The organism is Spiroplasma sp. BIUS-1 (assembly GCF_010365805.1).
Classification (GTDB): domain Bacteria; phylum Bacillota_I; class Bacilli_A; order Mycoplasmatales; family Mycoplasmataceae; genus Spiroplasma_A.
Window position 1 is genome coordinate 747,540 of record NZ_CP048386.1, and the last position, 19,909, is coordinate 767,448.

The following is a 19,909-nucleotide window of genomic DNA, read 5'->3' on the forward strand; positions in this document are numbered from 1 at the left end:
ATTAATATATAATCAAAGTTGAGGTGTTGATTTATGAAATTAGATTTAACAAAAGATTTATTACAAAGTGAAATTCCTACAAATAAATGATTATGAAAAGACAGTCAACCAGAAGTTATTAGAAACAATTCAATCGATGTTGAATTACCTCTTAGCAAAGAAAATGAACTTGTTATGAATAAATTAATTGATTTTGTAAGATACAGCCAAGATCCAGAATTAAACAAAAAGGAAAATCCTGACTATTTAAGACCAGCAGTTGGTCTTGCAGCTCCACAAATCGGAAGTAATACAAATATGTTTTTCACAAGATTTGAGTGAGATTTGGAAGGAAATGATGTTGAAGAATTTGCAATGGTTAATGCAAAAATTGTTGCTAAAAGCGATCAAATTGGTTGTTTAAGTGATGGCGAAGGTTGTTTAAGTGTGGATGATGACCACAAAGGAATTGTTCCTAGAAGTTACAAAATACAAGTTACAGGTTATGATTGATTAACAAAAGAAGAAGTTGATTTAACTTTAAGAGGATATCATGCAATAGTTTTCCAACATGAGTTGGAACACAACCAAGGAAAATTATATTACGATCGAATTAATAACGAAAATCCTAACTTTAAAGACGAGAATTGAATAGTAATATAAAAGGCTTTTTATTAAAGCTTTTTTTTGTTTTTTTATATTTTTCTTAGTTTTTATCTGAGTTTTTTGCTAAAATACTAATAACTATGACTTTTTAAATTATTTGGAAACGATAATACAATTAAATACTTTTGAAGTATCTTTTTACAAATTTTTACACATTTACAATTAAATAAAAGGAGTTGATATGATGGAAGACAAAAAACAAGAGTCTCTACAACAGGTAAAAAGCGTAGTTGCAGATTTAGAGAAAAAAATAGAGATTAAAAAATTGGCAGATAATGTTAATCCGCCAAAGAAAAAATTACCTCAAGCACCTTTTCCAACTAAGGTATATGCACTAGGTGGATTAGAAGAGGTTGGTAAAAATACTTATTGTATCGAATATAATGACGAAATCATAATGATAGATGCTGGGGTTAAATTTCCAGACGCCACTCAATTAGGAGTTAGTGCTGTAATACCAGACTTTAGCTATCTAGTTGAAAATAATTCAAAATTAAAAGGATTATTTATTACACATGGTCACGAAGATCATATTGGAGGTATTCCTTATCTACTTCAACAAGTTGAAGTACCTGTAATTTATGCACCAGCTTTAGCTGCAGCATTAATTAGAGATAGATTAAAAGAATACAAATTACAAAATAAAACAGTTGTTAAAGAATATGTTGAAAATGACGTATATTCTACAAAAAACTTTACAATTCAGTTTGCAGCAGTTAACCACTCAATACCAGATGCTTTTGGTATTCACGTTCAAACACCTAATGGTGCAATCTTTTCAACAGGAGATTATAAGTTTGACTGAACACCTTTAGGGCATGACGCTAACGTTCAAAGATTAGCATCATGAGGAAATGATGGAATTGAATTATTAATGGCTGACTCAACTAATGCTGAGGTTGAAGGCTATACAATTGGTGAAAGAAAAGTTATTCAAAACATTGATACACTTTTCTTAAAATCAAAAGGAAGAATTATCATTGCTTCTTTTGCATCAAACGTGCACAGACTTCAGCACATAATCGAATTGGCAAACAAGTATGGAAGAAGAATTGTTGTTATTGGTAGAAGTATTGAAAGAATTATTAAAATAATTAGACAAATGGGTCACTTAAATATCAATGATAAAATGTTTATTAAACCAAACGAAATTGATAACTTCCCAAAAAATCAAATAATGATTTTATGTACAGGAAGTCAAGGAGAACCAATGGCTGCCCTATCTAGAATTTCTAGAATGGAACACCAAACAATTAAAATAATTCCTGGAGATACTGTAATTATGTCTTCATCACCTATTCCAGGTAATAGAGCTGATGTAGAAAATGTAATTAACAAGTTAACAAGAATTGGTGCAAACGTTATTGAAAATAGCGTAGACAACAAAATACATACCTCTGGTCATGCCAGTCAAGAAGAACAAAAACTATTATTCACATTATTAAAACCAAGATGTTTCATGCCAATGCATGGTGAATATAGAATGTTAAAAACTCACGGTGAAACAGCAACAAAAGTTAATGTTAAACCACACAATGTGTTTGTAGTTGCAAACGGAGATCAAATCGAACTACACAACGGTACAGGAAAAGTAGGAAAAAGAGTTCCTGCTGAAGCTGTATTTATTGATGGAAAAGATATGACAGGAAAAGCAAGTAATGTTATTAGAGAGAGAAATATTTTAAGTAAAGATGGTCTTATGGCTGTAATTATTTCAATAGACTCTCAAGCAAATAAATTGTCTGCACCTCCAAGAATTGTTTCTAGAGGAAGTTTCTATGTAAGAGATAGCGGAAATGTTATTGCTGAATCAATTAACATTGTTACAAATGCAGTACAAGAAGTTCTTAATTCACAAAAACCAACATTCGGTGCAATTAAGAACGCTATAAAGGAATCATTATCACCTTTCATCTTTAGATACAAAAGAAGAAACCCATTAATAATTCCTGTTATTTTAAATAAAAAAGTAGAGGTTAAATAGAGTAATGAAAACTAAAAAAGAACAGTTGGGCCTATTTTCAATAATTTGAATTGGGTTCACTTTTATTGCAGGAATTACATTCACTGCAAGTTTTGGAGAAATAGTTCTTTCATATGGTAATGATGGAAATATCAATGGAGGAGTAGGTCTTAATATTTTATGAATCTTTGTTTTAGAAGGATTCATAGCATTTATGTGTGCTTGAGCTTTTGCTAAACTAGTAAAATATCACCCACAAGCTAATGGTGGAGGAAGCCAATATGTCAGAACTGCTTTTGGTAAGTTCTGAGGATTATTGATGGGATTCTTCAACTATTCAGTTATACCAGTAATAGGTATGGCTTTAATCGTTACAATGGTTAGAGCCAATTTTGGTCCACAAGATGATTCAAGATTTTGACTTGTTGGTCAAAAAGAAGGAGTTTATGGTGGGGTTTTCAACCAATGAGGAAACTTATACCTTGATTTAATTGCATTTGCATTATATATGTTTGCAGCAACTATTTTATTTTTTGGAATTAAAAAATATAAGTATGTTGGTTTAATAATCGGATATATGACATGAGGAATAACTATTATACTTATGGTATTTGGTTTAACTGCAGGATTTATGCATTTAGATGCTAAATCAGATCCATTTCAAAAGTATAAAGAAACAGGAATTGATCTTGATGGATTCGTTAAGGCTTTCACAACTTGTTTCTTTGCATTTGGTGGAATTGAAACATTTATAACAACAGGAAAAAATATTAAAAACAGAGGTAAAAATATGCCTATTGCTATTGTTGTAATAATGATAGCAACAACAGCTTTTTACATTGTATTTTCAGTAATAACAATGTTTGCAGTGGGAGGTAAAGGATTTAGTTCAAATCCAAACACCCAATTCTTTGGAGATAATAATTTCTTAAAAGTATTTGGTCCTTCACTGATAATAATTTGTACAATTTTGATGAGATTTAACTCATCACTACAAATAACAATGTTTGGAGGTTCAACATTAGAACCCCTATCAAGTCAAGGTTACATTTCAAAAAAATTCAGAAAAGAAAATAAAGAGAATGTTCCTGTAGCTGGTGTTTTTGCAACTATTGTTTTATTTATAATTTGTGCGTCAATGTTCTTGTTTATACCAGATATTATTGAAGGTATTACAAAAAAACCATCACCATTAAATTATGCAACAATAGCAAGTTGTGCTTCATTATTGTTAATTGCAATCTACGGAACAATTATTCCAACAGTTATTGTTCAAGGAATAAGAAAAAATGTAAAAATTCAAATATGAGAATATGTTGCTTGAACAATAACATCATTGTTCCTTATCTTTATATTTGTAGGTTACTTTATAACATCATTGTTAAAACCATTTACTCACCCAGAAGGCGGAGTTATTTCAAACAGTGATAACATACAAGGTTTAGTAAGTAGTATTTTCCAAATAATTTACGTATTAGGAGTTGTTGTATGAGCTGTATTACAATATCACCTATACTACAAACCAAAAATGGCAAAATTGGATCCCAATTCACAAGAAGCTAAAGAAATTGCTGAATATGAAAAGCTATTTAGATTATTGTCTGACAAAGAAATGGAAGCAATCGCTTTAGAACAACAAAAAGAAGATGAAGAATACAAAAAGTATAAACTTCAACTAAAAGAAGAAAAACTAAAAAATAAAGCAGTTTCAAAATAGTCCAAAATGGACTATTTTTTTATATTATAATTAACTTAATATGGAGGTATGAGATGAAAAAATTACTTGGTGTTTTAAGTGCAACAACTTTAGCTATTGGTACTATTACTCCAATCGTTAATTTCGCTTTATATGCCCCTACCCAAACAATAACAAAACAATTTAGTTATAAGTATAATTTTAATCAATTCTCCCTTTCAGATGATGACTTTAAACCTGTCAATGGGGTTTTAAAAGCAGTTTACACTTCTGATGATTTTACAAAATCACTTACAGATTGTATTCAAAAAATGTTTGATTCTATTCCCGAAGAACAATCAAATGTTTATAATATTAAAAAAATAACAACAAGTTTTGTTAATTCAACAAGTTACGCAAATAATGATGTTACTTCTTTCAATGAAGCTTTTAAAGATGCTAACAAAGATATTAAAAAAATGAATATAAAAAATCATAGATTAGAAATTGAAAAGTATTCTGATCCCGCTTCAGGACCTTTATACTATGTAAATGTTTGAGTATCAATCGGTGGAAAAGAAGTTAGACTATTTGGTGGTTCTTCATATAAAAAATTTAACTCACTAAAAGATATTCAAAAAGAATTCACAAATACATTTGATTTAGAAATTGTAATGGAAGTTATTATTGAAGGTTATGACAAAACTGATTGAGGAATTGAGTTACCTCAAAATATTGACTTTCAAACCAAAACACAAATCATCAACTGATTTATGATGGTTGATCAAACTGAGATGAGAAATAAAATTATTGACCATATAAATAAAGAAAAGAAAACCAAAATAACTAAAATGGATTGACCAAGAAATCTATATAAAGCTGTTTTAGGACCAGATGGAAAATACATTGTGGGTGATCCAATAGGTGATGGATTTACACTAGGGAAAGAATATCCTTATTTCTATATAGGTATAACAAGCAAAGATGAAGCTAATGGCGAATTTAAAATACTTGTAAAAAATACACCGGGACCAAAAGAACCCATACCAGAACCAGAAGATTAATTTGATTAGTAAAAATTACTAATCATTTTTTTATGCTCTTTAGTGATACAATTCTCTTAAGGGAGGTGTAGAAATGAAAGGAAACAGACAAACTAGTTCAATCAGAACTTTATTGATGATTGGGAATGTATTTGGATTAATATCTGGATTAATATTACTATTTGTATTTGTTTATTGAATGTCAAGAGCTGGTGTTTTGGTTAAAGACCCAACACCAGAAATGCAAGAACTTGCAGGTTACATGCCTTTAATATTCTCAGCAGTTGCATTCTTTAGTATAACTAACGTATTCTTTTGTTGTTATATAATTAACTTCTTAAGAAAAGCAGATGACATTACTTTATTAAACAACAGATACATAATCGCTCTATTTTCAATTTCAATTGGTGGTTTATTTACACCATTTGTTCTTGCACAAATGCAAAATATTCAAGTTCAATCAACAATTAGTCCTAAATTCACAATCTCAAAAGGTTATGGTGGAAACGCATTAGTTTCAGGATTTGCAGCATTAGCTGTATACTTTGGTTTTTCATTAAACGGATTTGGTCAAGGTGTATTTGGTAATGGTGCAGCTGATATGGCAGTTGTTGCTATATTTGGAGTAATTCTATTCTGAGGAGTGTTGAACTGCTTAATATTTGCAATGCCAAGTTCTCAAGAATCTTGAGATAAAAAAGGTGCTGCATATAAATTTATGAATTTTATTGCAACAATTAACTTAATTATTGCAACATTTACATTAGTGTTACAACTAATAAGCGCTGTTCTATCTATTATTTCAATCTTTGCAGATATGTTTGATAGAAGAAGAGGATTCTTAGGTTCATTATTTAATTCAATGTTTGCAGCTTACAGAATTGCAATGCAATTATTTATAATTTATACAATAAACAGAATTATAAAAGGTATTTGAGCTAAAGGTGATCAAATTTATTACCAAGATTATTCAAAACTTGCTGAAAGACAAAAAGAATATGAAATGCAATCATAAAAAATAAAGCATAAAAAAATAACTCTTTGTAGGAGTTATTTTTTTTATATAATTTTAATCTTCTTGTTCTTCATCTATTTTTCTAGGAATAATAATTGAAGTGTTAACTGTGAATGGAATTGCAGCTTGAAGTTTAAACATTTTTAATACTTGGTTTCTTTCTTCGTCTGGTAAGTTTCCAACTGTAATTTCATCTAATTTTTTAATTAGTTTGTTGAAGATTTTTAATCATCAAGCTCATGAAGCTATGATCATTATTGTTCCTGCTAAAGCAAGAGCCATAAAGAATCATGATAAGTTCATTGCTGATAAAGCTCCTAAATTACAAAATCTAAATGATAAGTATGATACTAAATTAGCACCAATTCCGAATGCAGCTAATATATGACAGTAGATTGATCTACTTCAGAAGTTTGTTGATTGTTCACGAATATCTAAAATATTAGTGAAGTTGTAAAGCATTAACATAGTTCCTTTAACTGAGTTGTTTTCTTCATATCATTTTGGTAAATGTAATTCTTGGAAAGCTGCTCTATAGTTAAAGTGGTTGTTTACTCTTTTTCTTTTTCCATACATTAACTTTACATCTGTATAGTTTGTTTTAATAGATAAAGCTTTGAATAAGTCTTTTTGTAAAACATTACTTTTTTTGTTTTTTGTTTTAAGATAAACATTAACATTAATTACTGTTGCTATAATTATAACCGCTATAGCAAATAAAAATGCTGCAAATGATATATACATTTGTCAATCATAGAAGAATCATCCGAATCTTGGATCGCTAGCATTGTCTGGTCTTATAATTGGATACATGCTTTTTACCTAGCCTTTCAAACTAGTATAATTTTATACTAATATAATAAATTTAACAAATCTCTTTTGTAATTTTTTTGCATTTTTTTAACCAAAAGAATATTTTCTTCTAGCATTGTGGCCCTTTTAATAAAACTACTATCAAAAAATACCTTTTTATCTACTTCAAAGTTATACATATATGTTTCCATTTTTTCTCTGTAACTTATTAATATATTTTTATTATTTAAATAGAATATCTTTTTAAAACCCGGTTCTTTATCAATTATCTTTAAAAACTCAAAGTTAGAATTTAATAAAACAACTTCTTCATTTGATTTTTGAATAACATAATTATTTTTGAATTCAATAAGGTCTACTATATCTAAATTTATCTTTTTTATTTCGTTCAATTGATTATCTGTTAGAAATAATTCATTATTTTTTTTAATTATAAGGTTTGAGTCTTTTAATTTTCTAATGATTTGAAACTCTTTTAAATCATTAGTATTTTTTAATTTTGAAGTAAATACCTTACCGTCTTTTATAAAACTTATATAACTATCATTTTTGTCTATTACTATATAGTTTTGAATATAGTTTTCAAAGATATTAATTATATCTACATCTGTTTCTGAGCTTTTTTCCATCGAAGATATTAGAGGGTTTGGATGAGCCAAAAAAACCCTATCTATATTTTTCTTGTTTTTTAAGTTTTCCTTAAACTGATCTTTAGGAATATAGCAAAGAGTATTCACAATTCCATTTGGTTCGCTATCACAAAAGTATATATTTTCTTTATCTACGAATATATTTGTTATTCATTCTGTATTATCAATTTCTCTTGTATTTATTTTCAACTCAATCACCTTTTTTAATTATAAATTAAAAAACACGGTTAATTACCGTGTTTGATATTTTAACTATTTACTTTGAATTGCTTCAACACCAGGTAATACTTTACCTTCCATATATTCTAGTGAAGCTCCCCCACCAGTTGAAATGTGTGTGAATTTTTCTTTGAATCCTAATTGAATTGCAGCTGCAGCTGAATCTCCCCCACCAATTAATGTGAATGAGTCTTTTAAGTTAGCGATTGCTTCACAAACAGCTAAAGTACCTTTGTTGTAGTGTTCGAATTCGAATACTCCCATTGGTCCATTTCATGCAACTGTTTTTGCATCTTTTAAGATATCTTCAAATAATTCAATTGATTTTGGTCCGATATCTAATCCCATTACATCTTCTGGTAAATCTACACCAGAAATTGTTGGTTCAGTATCTTTAAAATCAGTGTTGTTTGCTGAGTCTATTGGTAAAATAATTTTTCCATTTGCTTTTTCTAAATATTCTTTTGCTAATGAAACTTTATCTTCTTCACATAATGATTTACCAATGCTGTGACCTTGTGCTTTGAAGAATGTATATGCCATTCCTCCACCAATAATAATTTTGTCAGCTTTTTCTAATAAGTTATCGATAACTCCGATTTTATCAGAAACTTTAGCCCCACCAATAATAGCTACGAATGGGTGTTCTGGTTTATCAATTCCTTTTGATAACATTTCTAATTCTTTTTGAACTAAGAATCCAACACAGCTTTCAGCTATGTTTGAAGCGATCCCTACGTTTGAAGCGTGGGCTCTATGTGCTGTACCAAATGCATCATTTACGAATACATCTCCTAATCCAGCTCAGTATTTTCCTAATTCAGCATTATTTTTTGATTCGAATTTAACTAATTCTCCATTTTGAACATCTTCAAAACGTGTGTTTTCAAATAAAAGAATTTCTCCTTCATTTAAAGATTTAATAGCTGATTCCAGTTCTTCACCTCTAGTTTGTGCAACAAACTTAACTGATTTCCCTGATAATTCTTCTAATTTTTTAGCAACAGGAGCTAAAGATTTTTTAGCTTTATCACTTTCTTCTTTAATTCTGCTTAAGTGTGAAAATAAAACAATTTTTGCTCCATTTTCAATTAAGTGGTTAATAGTTGGTAATGCTGCTCTAATACGGTTATCGTCAGTTATAACACCATCTTTTAATGGTACGTTAAAGTCAACTCTAACAAGAACAGTTTTTCCAGATACTTGAATATCATTTAATGTTTTTTTCATTTTTCGTTCTCCTATACCTAATTATTTTAAAACATTTTTGACCATAAAATCTATATAATCAAAAAAATTATCTGGATTTTCATTGTGAAACCTTATTATATCTTGATCTTTTATTAAATTATTTTTACTTGGTTTATATAGTTTTTTTCAAGGAGTTTGCTCGTGACAAATAACTACAATATCTCATGATTTTAAAGTTAATAAAAAATTAACTATTTCATAAGTTATCTTATTATCCATTTCATATGAAAGATTAATTTCTTTGTCCATTTTTTCAATGTAGGTTATTGGGATATCAGATCTTGAATAACTTGTATGTTTCTTCCACAATTCGTAAATAACAGGTCCTCATCTTCATGTTTCAAAATCTATATTAGCTATCTTATCTCTGAAAATTAAAAAGTAAGAATAAACAATATAAATAATCTTTTGAATCTGAATTTGTGTAACTTTAGAAATACTTTTTTCTTTTTTAACTTTTGCAATTACATTCAAAATATAATCTATGAATTCATCTTTAGAATAAAAAAACATATTTTCACCTCAATATTACTATCGATTTAAAAATATGCTTGTTTAATGTTATTTACAAATTATAAAGATAACATGTGTTTAATTGTACGGATAAATTGTGAAGTAAATGAGTTTTCGTTATCATATCATGAGAACACTTTAACCATTTGTTTTCCTTCAACTTCCATAACTCTTGTTAAAGTTGCATCGAAGATTGAACCATATGTTGATCCAATAACGTCTTGTGAAACTATTTCTTTTGTACAGTATTCTAATGCTTGTCCTAATTCAGCGTCACTTGAAACTGCTGCTTTAATTGCATTGTTGATTTCATCAACTGTTGTGTTTTTTGATAATTCAACAGTTAAGTCAACGATTGATCCTGTAATAGTTGGAACACGTAATGCTAATCCATCTAATTTTCCGTTTAAGTTTGGTAATACTTTACCAACTGCTGCTGCTGCTCCAGTTTTTGAAGGAACAATGTTTCATGCAGCTGCACGCCCACGACGTAAGTCTTCTGGGTGAGCTAAATCTAATAATCTTTGGTCGTTTGTTACGGCATGAATTGTGTTCATTAATCCTTTAACAATTCCAAATTTTTCATCTAAGATTTTTGCTACTGGTGATAAACAGTTTGTTGTACATGATGCAGCTGAAACGATTGTGTCGTCTGCTGATAATGTTTTGTGGTTAACACCGTAAACTATTGTTTTTAAGTCACCTGATGCTGGTGCTGAAATAATAACTTTTTTAGCTCCTGCTTCGATGTGTGCTTGAGATTTAGTTTTGTCAGCGTAGAATCCTGTACATTCTACTACTAGGTCAATTCCCATTTCTCCTCAAGGTAAGTTTTTTGGGTCTCTTTCTGCTAAGATTTTGATTTCTTTTCCATCAACAATAATAGCTCCTTCTTTAGATTCGATTTTTCCACTCATGAATTTTCCTTGAGCTGAATCGAATTCTAATAAGTATGCTAATTTTTTTGAATCTGTTAAGTCGTTAATTGCTACAACTTCAATATCGTTTGATAAGAATAATTGTCTAAATGCTAGACGTCCAATTCTTCCAAATCCGTTAATTGCTATTTTTTTCATATTAGTCAATTCCTTTCACGCTTTTATTTTATACCTTATTGGTTTATTTATTAAATAAAACCTAAAAATTTTATTTCTATTTTTTCCATAAGAAATTTTTTGTAATGGAAAATAATTCCATTAGTATCTCTTGTTTTCTCCAACCATTTCAAACTCTTTTGAAAGACCTTTTATTCTCTCGGTAAACCTTAAAGTCTTTTGCATTTCGAATCTTTTTTCATCTGGTTTTGTCACTCTTTTATTTAAGTAATACTTTTGAAGATCTTCTATTGAGAAATTTGATGTAAAATAAGTTATTTTTTTGTTTTCAAGTCTATGGTTTAATATACCGAACATAAGTTCATCTCTACTTCAATCACTTACAACTTCAGCTCCAATGTCATCAAGTATTAGAACATCAACTTTTAAACAATCATCATAAAATCTTGATAAGCTTGTTTTTTCTTCTGTATTAAATGTATCTTTTACGATTTTTATTAGTTTATTTACAGTTACAAATATTACTTTTTTATCTTTTTTTGCATATGTATTTGCCAATCTTTTCATTAAAAAAGTTTTACCTGCTCCTGGATTTCCAAAAATATATAGACCTTTTCAAGAACCTTCAACAATGTTATCTCTAATTTGTTTAAATAGAATTTGCATTTGCTTTGGAACTTTTGCTATTTCAAGGGTTTCGATATATTCACCAATAGTTTGAGTATTTTCGAGTAAATCATAGTCTGCATGAATTATATTCTTTGTAATTTTGTAATCTTTATTTTCAAAAATTCAGTGTTTACAGTTTTTGCTTGATATATAGAATAAATTATTTTTGTAAACAAGAACACCTTGAACTCCCGGTATTACTTGTTTACATTCACTTAAAGGTCCTTCTTTTGAACATAAAGTATACTCAGTTAAAAATCTGTTTATAACTAAAATATTATTCTCTAGAATCTGATCTGATATTTTATGTTTCTCTATTAATTCTTTTAAACTTGAATGTGTTTTTATTTCTTCTAAGGTAAATCTTTTCATCTAAAAATCACCTCATCCACTCTCATCAAAAGTAACATCATCTTCAACGTTTATTTTGTAAGTACTCTTGTTTAAAGCATCATCTCATCTTCTGCCCAAATCAATAGTTACGTCTTTACTTGATTTAATATTTGATTTAGATTTTTGGTGGGCAACTTTAAGATACTCAAAGGCCTCAGGGGCTGTTTTAAACCCGTTCTCTGACATTGTTGAAGCTATCTTGTAAATATAGTTAGGAACTATTTTTCCTTTGTTTTTAAGGAATACAAAGTCAAATAAACAGTTAACTACACCATTTCTTAATTTGTATTTATTTTGCAATATCTCGATTATTTCGTTTTGAGTTTTATCAAGTTCTTTAATTTCTTTATTTTTAGTTACCAATAAAGCCAATAAGTATTCTTCTGGTTCTATTGTTTCCATTTCATTTAGTTTTTGAGTTTTTTTAACTTGAATATTTTGTTTTACATCAATTTCAGGAACTGTTGGTGCAAATTCTTCTTTTTTAAATACAAGTTTAGCAACTTCTTTATAGAATAAAGAATTATCAAATGAACATGTTTCTTTGTCATAAATCATTTTAACTATTTCTTTTATTTCGAATTGACTTATATTATATGATCCAAAAACATCTTCAATTGCTTTTTTAACAGTTTGATTATTTTTACTTATAATTACATCTTCTTTTTCTAAAGAATCAATTAAATTAGCATAATCTAGACCTTTTAATAAAGCATTTGTTCTTTTTGGTTTTGCTTTTATCATTGTTGTTTGTTCTGATTTAATATCTTCAAGCTGACCAAATACCTCTGCAAATTTAGAAGAAGTATCTTTATATCCACTTTCAAGAGATATTTCACCTTCATCTCTAAATGTAAATCTAACAAGTTCATAATCTTCTTTTTTTAACTTTGATAGGAGCGCATTGTTGAAAACTTGGTTTTCAAAAAAATCAACTGGCTCTAAAGGTGAATAGACATTGAAAATTATAGTTTCTTTTTCTTTGTTTTCTAAAGTTCTTAAAAGCCCTAGAGCTTCTAATTTTTTAATATATTTGGCAAGACTTTGTTTTGTAATTCCAGTGATTTTTGATAACCTAGCATCTGAAAGTGTTATTTTCTTGAACTCACTTAAAATATATGATTCATTGATTAGCGTGTAATATAAAGAAACCGCTTTTGATCCCATTATTGGTTGGTATAGGTAGGTAATTATTTTATTATTTGAGCTATCAATGATATTTTTAAGAACAACTCTGTAACTGAAATTATCCATAATTTACCTCCGTACCTTTGACTAATTAATAATAAAAAAAAGAAAAAAAATTGAAACCTATTTAATATTTTTTATCTAATTGACTAACAAATGTGAATATAAAAACTTGATAAACTCCTTTATTTAAAAGGTTTTATCAAGTTATCCACATATTAATATAAATTTTGGCATTGTGAACAAAAATAAGTTCCTCTTCCATTTACTTTTATTTTTTCAATAATTTTTCCACACTCAAAACATGGCTTTGCTTTTCTTAAATGCACTTTTAATTCGTTTTGAAATTTACCATCGATTCCTTGTTCTGGTTGGTATGAATCTATTGTAGAACCACCCAAATCAATTGATTTTTTTAGTATCTTTTTTGATGAATCTAGAATGTTTTCAAAATCCTTTAAAGATAGGCTACTAGCTCTTTTTTCTGGATGAATTTTTGAATCAAAAAGTATTTCATCAGCATAAATGTTACCAATTCCTGAAATTTTTGTCTGATCAAGCAGAACTGTTTTTATATGTTTGTTTGACTTAGACATTACATCCATAAGATATTGACCATTTATACTATTATCAAAAGGTTCTGGACCAACTTTAGCAATAGGGTTTTGATTTTTAAAGTCATTTTTATCTTGTAAATGAAGTGTTCCAAACTTTCTTGTGTCATTATAAATAAGCATTTTGTTGTTGCTTAACTCAAAAATAGCTTCTACATGTTTTGGGTCATAAACATCTCCTTTGTCATAAACAAATCATTTCCCTTCCATTCTCAAGTGGCTTATAAGAACAATTTCTTGTAGTTCAAAAATGATATGCTTAGCAATTCTTGAAATGTTATCAATTTTTCTACCCTTAACTTTATTTTCAAAATCAGATATAGATATATCTGTTTTTACTAAGTTTGGGTAAGTTATTTTAACATTCTCAATAGTAAGACCCTTTACTTTCTTATTTAAAATTCTAATAACCGTTTCAACTTCTGGTAATTCTGGCATACAAATTTCTCCTTATTTTAAGCCAAATCAATCATTCGCTTGTGAAAAGTTAATTTCTAACTCCACCAAAGCTTTTCTGTTCTTGTTTGAAAGTTCTAACAAGTTGTTGTAAGCATCTTTCATAGTTTCAAGAACCATTTCCTTTACTTGATCTAACTCTTTTTTCTTCACTAATAATATTATCTCATCGTGTATTTGGGCAACCATTTTTGTTTCAAAATTATTTTCTTTTAATTTTGTAAAAACATTTATCATTGCTACTTTTAGAATATCTGCTGCAGTTCCTTGTATTGGAGCATTTACAGCAGCTCTTTCTCCAAACTGTTTTACCATATAATTTGAGTTACTTAATTCATAGATGTATCTTCTTCTATTCCCTAGAGTTTCTACATATCCCTTTTCGTAACCAAACTTAATAACTTCTTCTTTGAATTTTAAAATTTGCGGGAAACCTTGATAGTAAGCTTTTATATATTCTTTTGCTTGTGGAATAGATATTTTTAAGTCTTTTGCAAGACCAAAATCACTCAAACCATACAAAATACCAAAGTTAAATACTTTAGCAACTCTTCTTTGTTCCGAACTAACTTCTTGATCTTCTTCTAAATCAAAAATACTTCTTGCAGCTTCAGAGTGAATGTCTCTTTTCATTGAGAAAATTTGAATTAGTTTTTCTTCTTCAACAATATCTGCCAATACTCTTAACTCAATTTGTGAGTAGTCGAAACTTAGATATAGGTTTTCTTCATTTGTAACAAAAATCTTTCTTACATTTTTTTGTTCTTCATCTCTTACAGAAATATTTTGCATATTTGGATAACTAGAACTTAATCTCCCTGTATTTGTTAAAGTTTGATTGAATATTGTATGAACCTTATTATCTGGATGAATAAATTTTTCAAAACCTTTTAAGTATGTTGAATATAACTTGCTGTATTTTCTAAAAGCAATAATTTTAGAAATTACAGGATGCTTATCTTCTAATGCATCTAAAGTTTCTCTATCTGTACTTCCCTTGTTGTAGTCTGGCAGCTTTAATTTATCAAATAAAAGTTCTTTTAATTGTTTAGGTGAACCTATATTAAAACTTTCATCAACATATTCTTTTAATTCATCTTTAATTTCAATTTCTAATTTAGTTAGAATCTCTAAGATGTTTTTTTCTTGTTCTGAAAGTTCTTTTCTATCAACTTCTATTCCTTCTACTTCCATATCAATTAAAACTTTTGCAAAGGGAAGTTCGATTTTTTCATATAAACTTGTTTGCTTATTGTTTTCTAATTGTTTTATAACTTCTTGTTCATGTTGTTTTATTATCAAAGCCTTGTTAACCAAATAGTCCATTTTAACTTTTTCATCAATCAATTGAGTTCTTTTTACACCTTTTCCAAAAATTTCTTCAAAAGTTTTAATTTCACTAGATTGATCCAACATTATAACGTGTTGTTCAAAAGTAGATTTGATATTTGAATTAATTACATAACAACCAATCATCATGTCGTAAATAAAATTATCTGGATTTATTTTATAACCCATTTTCTTTAAAGCAACTATTGTTTTCTTTAAATCATATGTTTTAAAATTTGAGTTAAGTAAAAAACTTTGGAATTGTTCATCCAAAACAGATTCATTTCAGTTAAAAATACTGATTTCTTCACTCGATTTAAAAGTGTAATAAAAATTACCTTTATTATTTACAACAGAAATACCAATAACATCACTTGTATGATAGTTGTCATTAAGAGTTTCTAAATAAATGTAGTTTTCTTTATCACTAAATGTTGAGTCTCATTTATTTAAAACTTTATATTCTAATTTAAACTCCTCAACTTTGTCTTCGCTTTTTGAGCTAAATTTTTTTAAAAGAGAATTCATTTCATATCTAATGAAAAAATCTCTTAACCCATTAAAGTCAATTTCAGTTTTATCAAAACTTATATTATCGATTACCATTTCCTTGTGAATGGTTGCAATTTCTTTTGACAGGAAAGCATCTTCCTTACCAGCAATTAGTTTAGCTTGTTTGGCACCTTTTATTAAATTTATATTTTCATAAATATTTTCTAGTGTTTTAAATTCTTGCAATAATTCTTTTGCAGTTTTTTCACCAATTCCAGCAACACCTTTTATGTTGTCAGATGAGTCTCCTCTCAAACCTTTATAATCAACAACTTGTTCTGGAGTTACTCCTCATTTTTCAAAAAGTTTTTCTCTATTATAAATCATTAAATCACTTGTACCTATTTGCGGTGATAGAACAAATGTTTTATCAGAAATAAGTTGATACATATCTTGATCACTTGTAAGAATATGAGTTTCTGCATCAACATCTGCTTCTAAAGTTTGTGATATTGTACCAATTATGTCATCTGCTTCAAAGTTTTCAACTTCAAATCATTCAATATTTGCATTAGTTAAAAATTCTCTCACTATAGGGAATTGCATTACCAACTCTGAGGGCGTTTTTGCTCTTCCAGCTTTATAATCTTTTAACTTATCGTGTCTAAATGTTTTTTTACCTTTATCAAAAGCTACTTTAACGCAAAAATAATCATTTTTTTCAATGATATTCATTAGCATATTAATAAATGAGTAAACAGCATTTGTGGGTATACCACTTTTTGTAGTAAGTGTCGCTCTACCATAAGAGCTGTAGAACGCTCTAAAAATAAGAGCATTTCCATCTACAAGTAAGAATTTCTTTTTCATATTTTTCACCATTAATTCTATAATAACAAAAAAAGTGCTTATAGCACTTTTTATTATATCTCTTTAATAAACTCTAAAAGAACTGCATTAATTTTGTTATTAAATTTTTGAGTTTTTATTTTAATAATTAAATTTTTTCCTAAATTTAATTTTGACTTCAAACTCTCATAAACAGAAGAGAAAACAGTTACAACCATTGAATCAGTTTCGTCTGCTATATCAATGAATCCCATTTCGTTTCCATTCTTATCTTTCTTTGTAATTATATTTTCAATATTTACAAGAACATCACACACAATTGACTCTTCTTTTAATGTATTTAACAGTCTTAATTTTTGACTATTCATTATTTTTTGTCTGATTATTGAAAGAGGATGTGCAGATACGAAGAATCCTAAGTACTCTTTTTCAAAACCAACTATCTCTTCGGGTTTGTCTTTTCTTTTTTCTAAATCTAAAGAAATGTTAGGATCATTTAATAATGTTGTTGTAGAACTTAAATTAAAAATCTGTTCTCTTTTATTTATTAAATCTTTTCTTGCAAAACCATAACAATCAAATGCTCCAGAATAAACTAGTGCTGTGTATCTTTGCTCTGTTAAACCTTTTTCTTTCATATTCCCAATTAGTAGAAGTATATTTTCAAAAGCTTCTTTATTAGTTTTAAATAATTCTTTTATGTTTTTTAAAAACTCAGGACCAATGTATTTAATAATATTCATTGGTATATTAATCATATTATTATGGAAAACATAAATACTATTTGGATTTTTTATTGTTGGTGGGTTAACGTGAAACCCTGCATTTTTTATTTCATTTAAATATTGAGATGTTTTTGTTTCATTTCTAATTGAACCATTTAAAAGAGAACAATAAAATGCTGACTTAAAGTTTGCTTTTAAGTACGCCATTCAATAACTTATTAAAGAATAAGCTATAGCATGCGATTTATTAAATCCATATAAAGCGAACTTTTCAATATAAACCCATATCTCATTTGCTTTATTTTGAGAATAACCATTTTCAACAGCTTGTTGGGTAAACTCCTCTTTAAATTGGCTCATTAGGTTTTTATCTTTTTTACCAATAGCTCTTCTAACAATATCTGCTTTACTCAAACTCATGTTAGCAACTCTTTGTAACATTTGCATTATTTGTTCTTGATAAACTATTATTCCGAAAGTCGATTCTAAAATGTCTTCTAGATTTTTATCAATAGAATATTTTAAATCACTATTATTTTTTCTTTCTATAAATAATGGAATGTTATCTTGTGGTCCCGGTCTATATAATGCACTTGTTAAGGCGATATCATCAATTGAGTTTGCTTTCATTTTTATAAGAACATCTGTCATACCACTTGATTCAAGTTGAAAAATACCACTTGTATCTCCACTTCTTAATAGTTCGAATGTTTTTTTATCATCTAAAGGAATATCTTCAAGTTTTATATCTTTTTTTTCAATCATTTTAATATTTTTTAAAACTTCTTGAATTATAGAAAGGTTTCTTAAACCTAAAATATCTGTTTTTATTAAACCTATCTCTTCTAAGTGATTCATAGAAAATTGTGTTTGAGAAATTCCGTTTATACCAATTTTGGTTGGAACAACTTTGTATAGTTCGACATCTGAAAAAACAACTCCAGCAGCATGAGTTCCTGTTTGTCTTGGAAGACCAATTATTTTTTCACTAATTTCAAAAATCTGAGGATATTTTTCTTTATACTTTCTTAATGTCTCACTATCTTCAAGAGCTAATTTTAAATCCTTTATATTTTTGTCATTTATTTGTTTTGTCATATGATTAATATCATTCATTGGTACATCAAAAATTCTTCCACAATCTCTTAAAGCATTTTTAATACCAATTGTTTGGAAGGTTGTTATTGTAGCGAAGTGATCTTTTCCATATTTATTGAAAAGATACTCTAAAATTTCTTCTCTTCTATCATCTTGGAAATCTAAATCTATATCCGGCAAAGTAACTCTGTCTATATTTAAAAATCTTTCAAACAATAAATCTCACTCTATTGGATCTAGTTTTGTTATCTTTAATAAAAAGGCAACCAAACTTCCTGCAGCAGAACCTCTACCCGGACCATATAATATTTTTAATCTGATAGCTTCTGAGATCATATCGTGAACAATTAAAAAATAATCTTCGAATCCCATTTTGTTTATTACATCTAATTCATATGCAAGTCTCTCTTTGTAAATTTGTTTGTTCAAGTTATTTTTTGTTTCAAAATAATCATCTAGGAAGTTCTCGCAAATCATTTTTAAATATTCTCTAGAAGGCATTTTTTTGCTATTTGGATATTTTAAAAAATGTTTCTCTTTAACAAAAATGCTTTTGTAATCAATAAGCGAAGAAATTTTTAATATGTTGTTTATGTGATTTTCTACATTCATGTAATTTTCGACTACTTCTTTTGGAAAGAAAAAGTTTTTATCTACATTAGTAAGTTCAGAGATTAGTTTTCCCTCTCCAATAGCTAACAGTGTTTTATAAACCGGAAACTCATTTTCATTTAAAAAATTAATAGGATTTGCAAAAACACTATTTGAATGTTTTGAAAAGAAATTACTATTTTGTTTTGTTATTCCAATATAAAAATTTTCTGAGTTTAAATTTTTATTAAACTTGTCTAAAAAGTTATCTACATTTTCAATTGAAAACGAACAAACTATAATTAAATCATTTGATAATGTATCTCAAAAAACTTTTTCCAAATTTTCTAAATTAACTTTATCATTTTGGTTTAAGTATGAACTTATGTAACTAATTTTTTGAAAACCTATGTTATTTTTTGCATATATCAAAATACTTCCAAAAGACAAATCAATATTCAAACCTATAATAGGTTTAAGATCTTTTGAAATAGCCTTTTCATAGAATTCAGCAGATCCATACATAGAATTTTTGTCTGCATAAAAAGCATATTCTAAATTATTTAATTTTAAAAAGTTCAAATAATCATCAATTTTTATTGTTGAGTTTAAAAAGTTGTAACAACTTTGAACATTAAGTAAATTTAAATACTCCATAGCAAA

At 27.9% G+C, this 19,909-nt stretch carries 15 protein-coding genes; 5 read left to right on the plus strand and 10 right to left on the minus strand.

Features of this window, described 5'->3' with window-relative positions; genetic code table 4:
* Positions 1 to 33 precede the first annotated feature (33 nt).
* From def to SBIUS_RS03580, 5 genes are all read left to right on the plus strand, one after another.
* Complete coding sequence (gene def / locus SBIUS_RS03560) at positions 34 to 642, plus strand: peptide deformylase (protein ID WP_162685111.1); 609 nt, start codon at positions 34 to 36, stop codon at positions 640 to 642.
* A gap of 187 nt (positions 643 to 829) precedes the next feature.
* Positions 830 to 2,629, plus strand: a complete 1,800-nt coding sequence (locus tag SBIUS_RS03565; protein ID WP_162685112.1) for a ribonuclease J — start codon at positions 830 to 832, stop codon at positions 2,627 to 2,629.
* Between the two features lie 4 nt (positions 2,630 to 2,633).
* Positions 2,634 to 4,325 carry an APC family permease gene (locus SBIUS_RS03570; protein ID WP_162685113.1) on the plus strand — a complete coding sequence of 564 codons (1,692 nt, stop codon included), beginning with the start codon at positions 2,634 to 2,636 and terminating at the stop codon, positions 4,323 to 4,325.
* 53 nt (positions 4,326 to 4,378) lie between these two features.
* Positions 4,379 to 5,347 (plus strand): hypothetical protein, encoded by a 969-nt coding sequence (locus SBIUS_RS03575; protein WP_162685114.1) that lies wholly within the window; start codon positions 4,379 to 4,381, stop codon positions 5,345 to 5,347.
* 73 nt (positions 5,348 to 5,420) lie between these two features.
* Positions 5,421 to 6,341, plus strand: a complete 921-nt coding sequence (locus SBIUS_RS03580) for a hypothetical protein (protein ID WP_162685115.1) — start codon at positions 5,421 to 5,423, stop codon at positions 6,339 to 6,341.
* A gap of 54 nt (positions 6,342 to 6,395) precedes the next feature.
* On the opposite strand, the gene SBIUS_RS03585 is transcribed toward SBIUS_RS03580, so the two are convergent.
* The 10 genes from SBIUS_RS03585 to dnaE form a co-directional block, all read right to left on the minus strand.
* A complete protein-coding gene (locus tag SBIUS_RS03585; RefSeq protein WP_162685116.1) occupies positions 6,396 to 7,154 on the minus strand; it encodes a hypothetical protein in 759 nt (252 codons plus the stop codon).
* 38 nt (positions 7,155 to 7,192) lie between these two features.
* Positions 7,193 to 7,993, minus strand: coding sequence for a hypothetical protein (locus tag SBIUS_RS03590; RefSeq protein ID WP_162685117.1), 801 nt, complete (start codon positions 7,991 to 7,993; stop codon positions 7,193 to 7,195).
* 63 nt (positions 7,994 to 8,056) lie between these two features.
* Positions 8,057 to 9,253, minus strand: coding sequence for a phosphoglycerate kinase (gene pgk / locus SBIUS_RS03595; protein ID WP_162685118.1), 1,197 nt, complete (start codon positions 9,251 to 9,253; stop codon positions 8,057 to 8,059).
* 21 nt (positions 9,254 to 9,274) lie between these two features.
* Positions 9,275 to 9,787, minus strand: a complete 513-nt coding sequence (locus tag SBIUS_RS03600) for a hypothetical protein (protein WP_162685119.1) — start codon at positions 9,785 to 9,787, stop codon at positions 9,275 to 9,277.
* Positions 9,788 to 9,846: 59 nt separating this feature from the next.
* Positions 9,847 to 10,863, minus strand: coding sequence for a type I glyceraldehyde-3-phosphate dehydrogenase (gene gap / locus SBIUS_RS03605; RefSeq protein WP_162685120.1), 1,017 nt, complete (start codon positions 10,861 to 10,863; stop codon positions 9,847 to 9,849).
* Between the two features lie 120 nt (positions 10,864 to 10,983).
* On the minus strand, positions 10,984 to 11,883 hold the full coding sequence (locus SBIUS_RS03610; protein WP_162685121.1) for an ATP-binding protein: 900 nt from the start codon (positions 11,881 to 11,883) through the stop codon (positions 10,984 to 10,986).
* On the minus strand, positions 11,884 to 13,158 hold the full coding sequence (locus SBIUS_RS03615) for a DnaD domain protein (RefSeq protein ID WP_162685122.1): 1,275 nt from the start codon (positions 13,156 to 13,158) through the stop codon (positions 11,884 to 11,886).
* Between the two features lie 152 nt (positions 13,159 to 13,310).
* A complete protein-coding gene (gene mutM / locus SBIUS_RS03620; protein ID WP_162685123.1) occupies positions 13,311 to 14,144 on the minus strand; it encodes a DNA-formamidopyrimidine glycosylase in 834 nt (277 codons plus the stop codon).
* Between the two features lie 12 nt (positions 14,145 to 14,156).
* Positions 14,157 to 16,853 carry a DNA polymerase I gene (gene polA / locus SBIUS_RS03625; protein WP_162685124.1) on the minus strand — a complete coding sequence of 899 codons (2,697 nt, stop codon included), beginning with the start codon at positions 16,851 to 16,853 and terminating at the stop codon, positions 14,157 to 14,159.
* 53 nt (positions 16,854 to 16,906) lie between these two features.
* Positions 16,907 to 19,903, minus strand: a complete 2,997-nt coding sequence (dnaE, locus tag SBIUS_RS03630) for a DNA polymerase III subunit alpha (protein WP_162685125.1) — start codon at positions 19,901 to 19,903, stop codon at positions 16,907 to 16,909.
* Between the last annotated feature and the right edge of the window lie 6 nt (positions 19,904 to 19,909).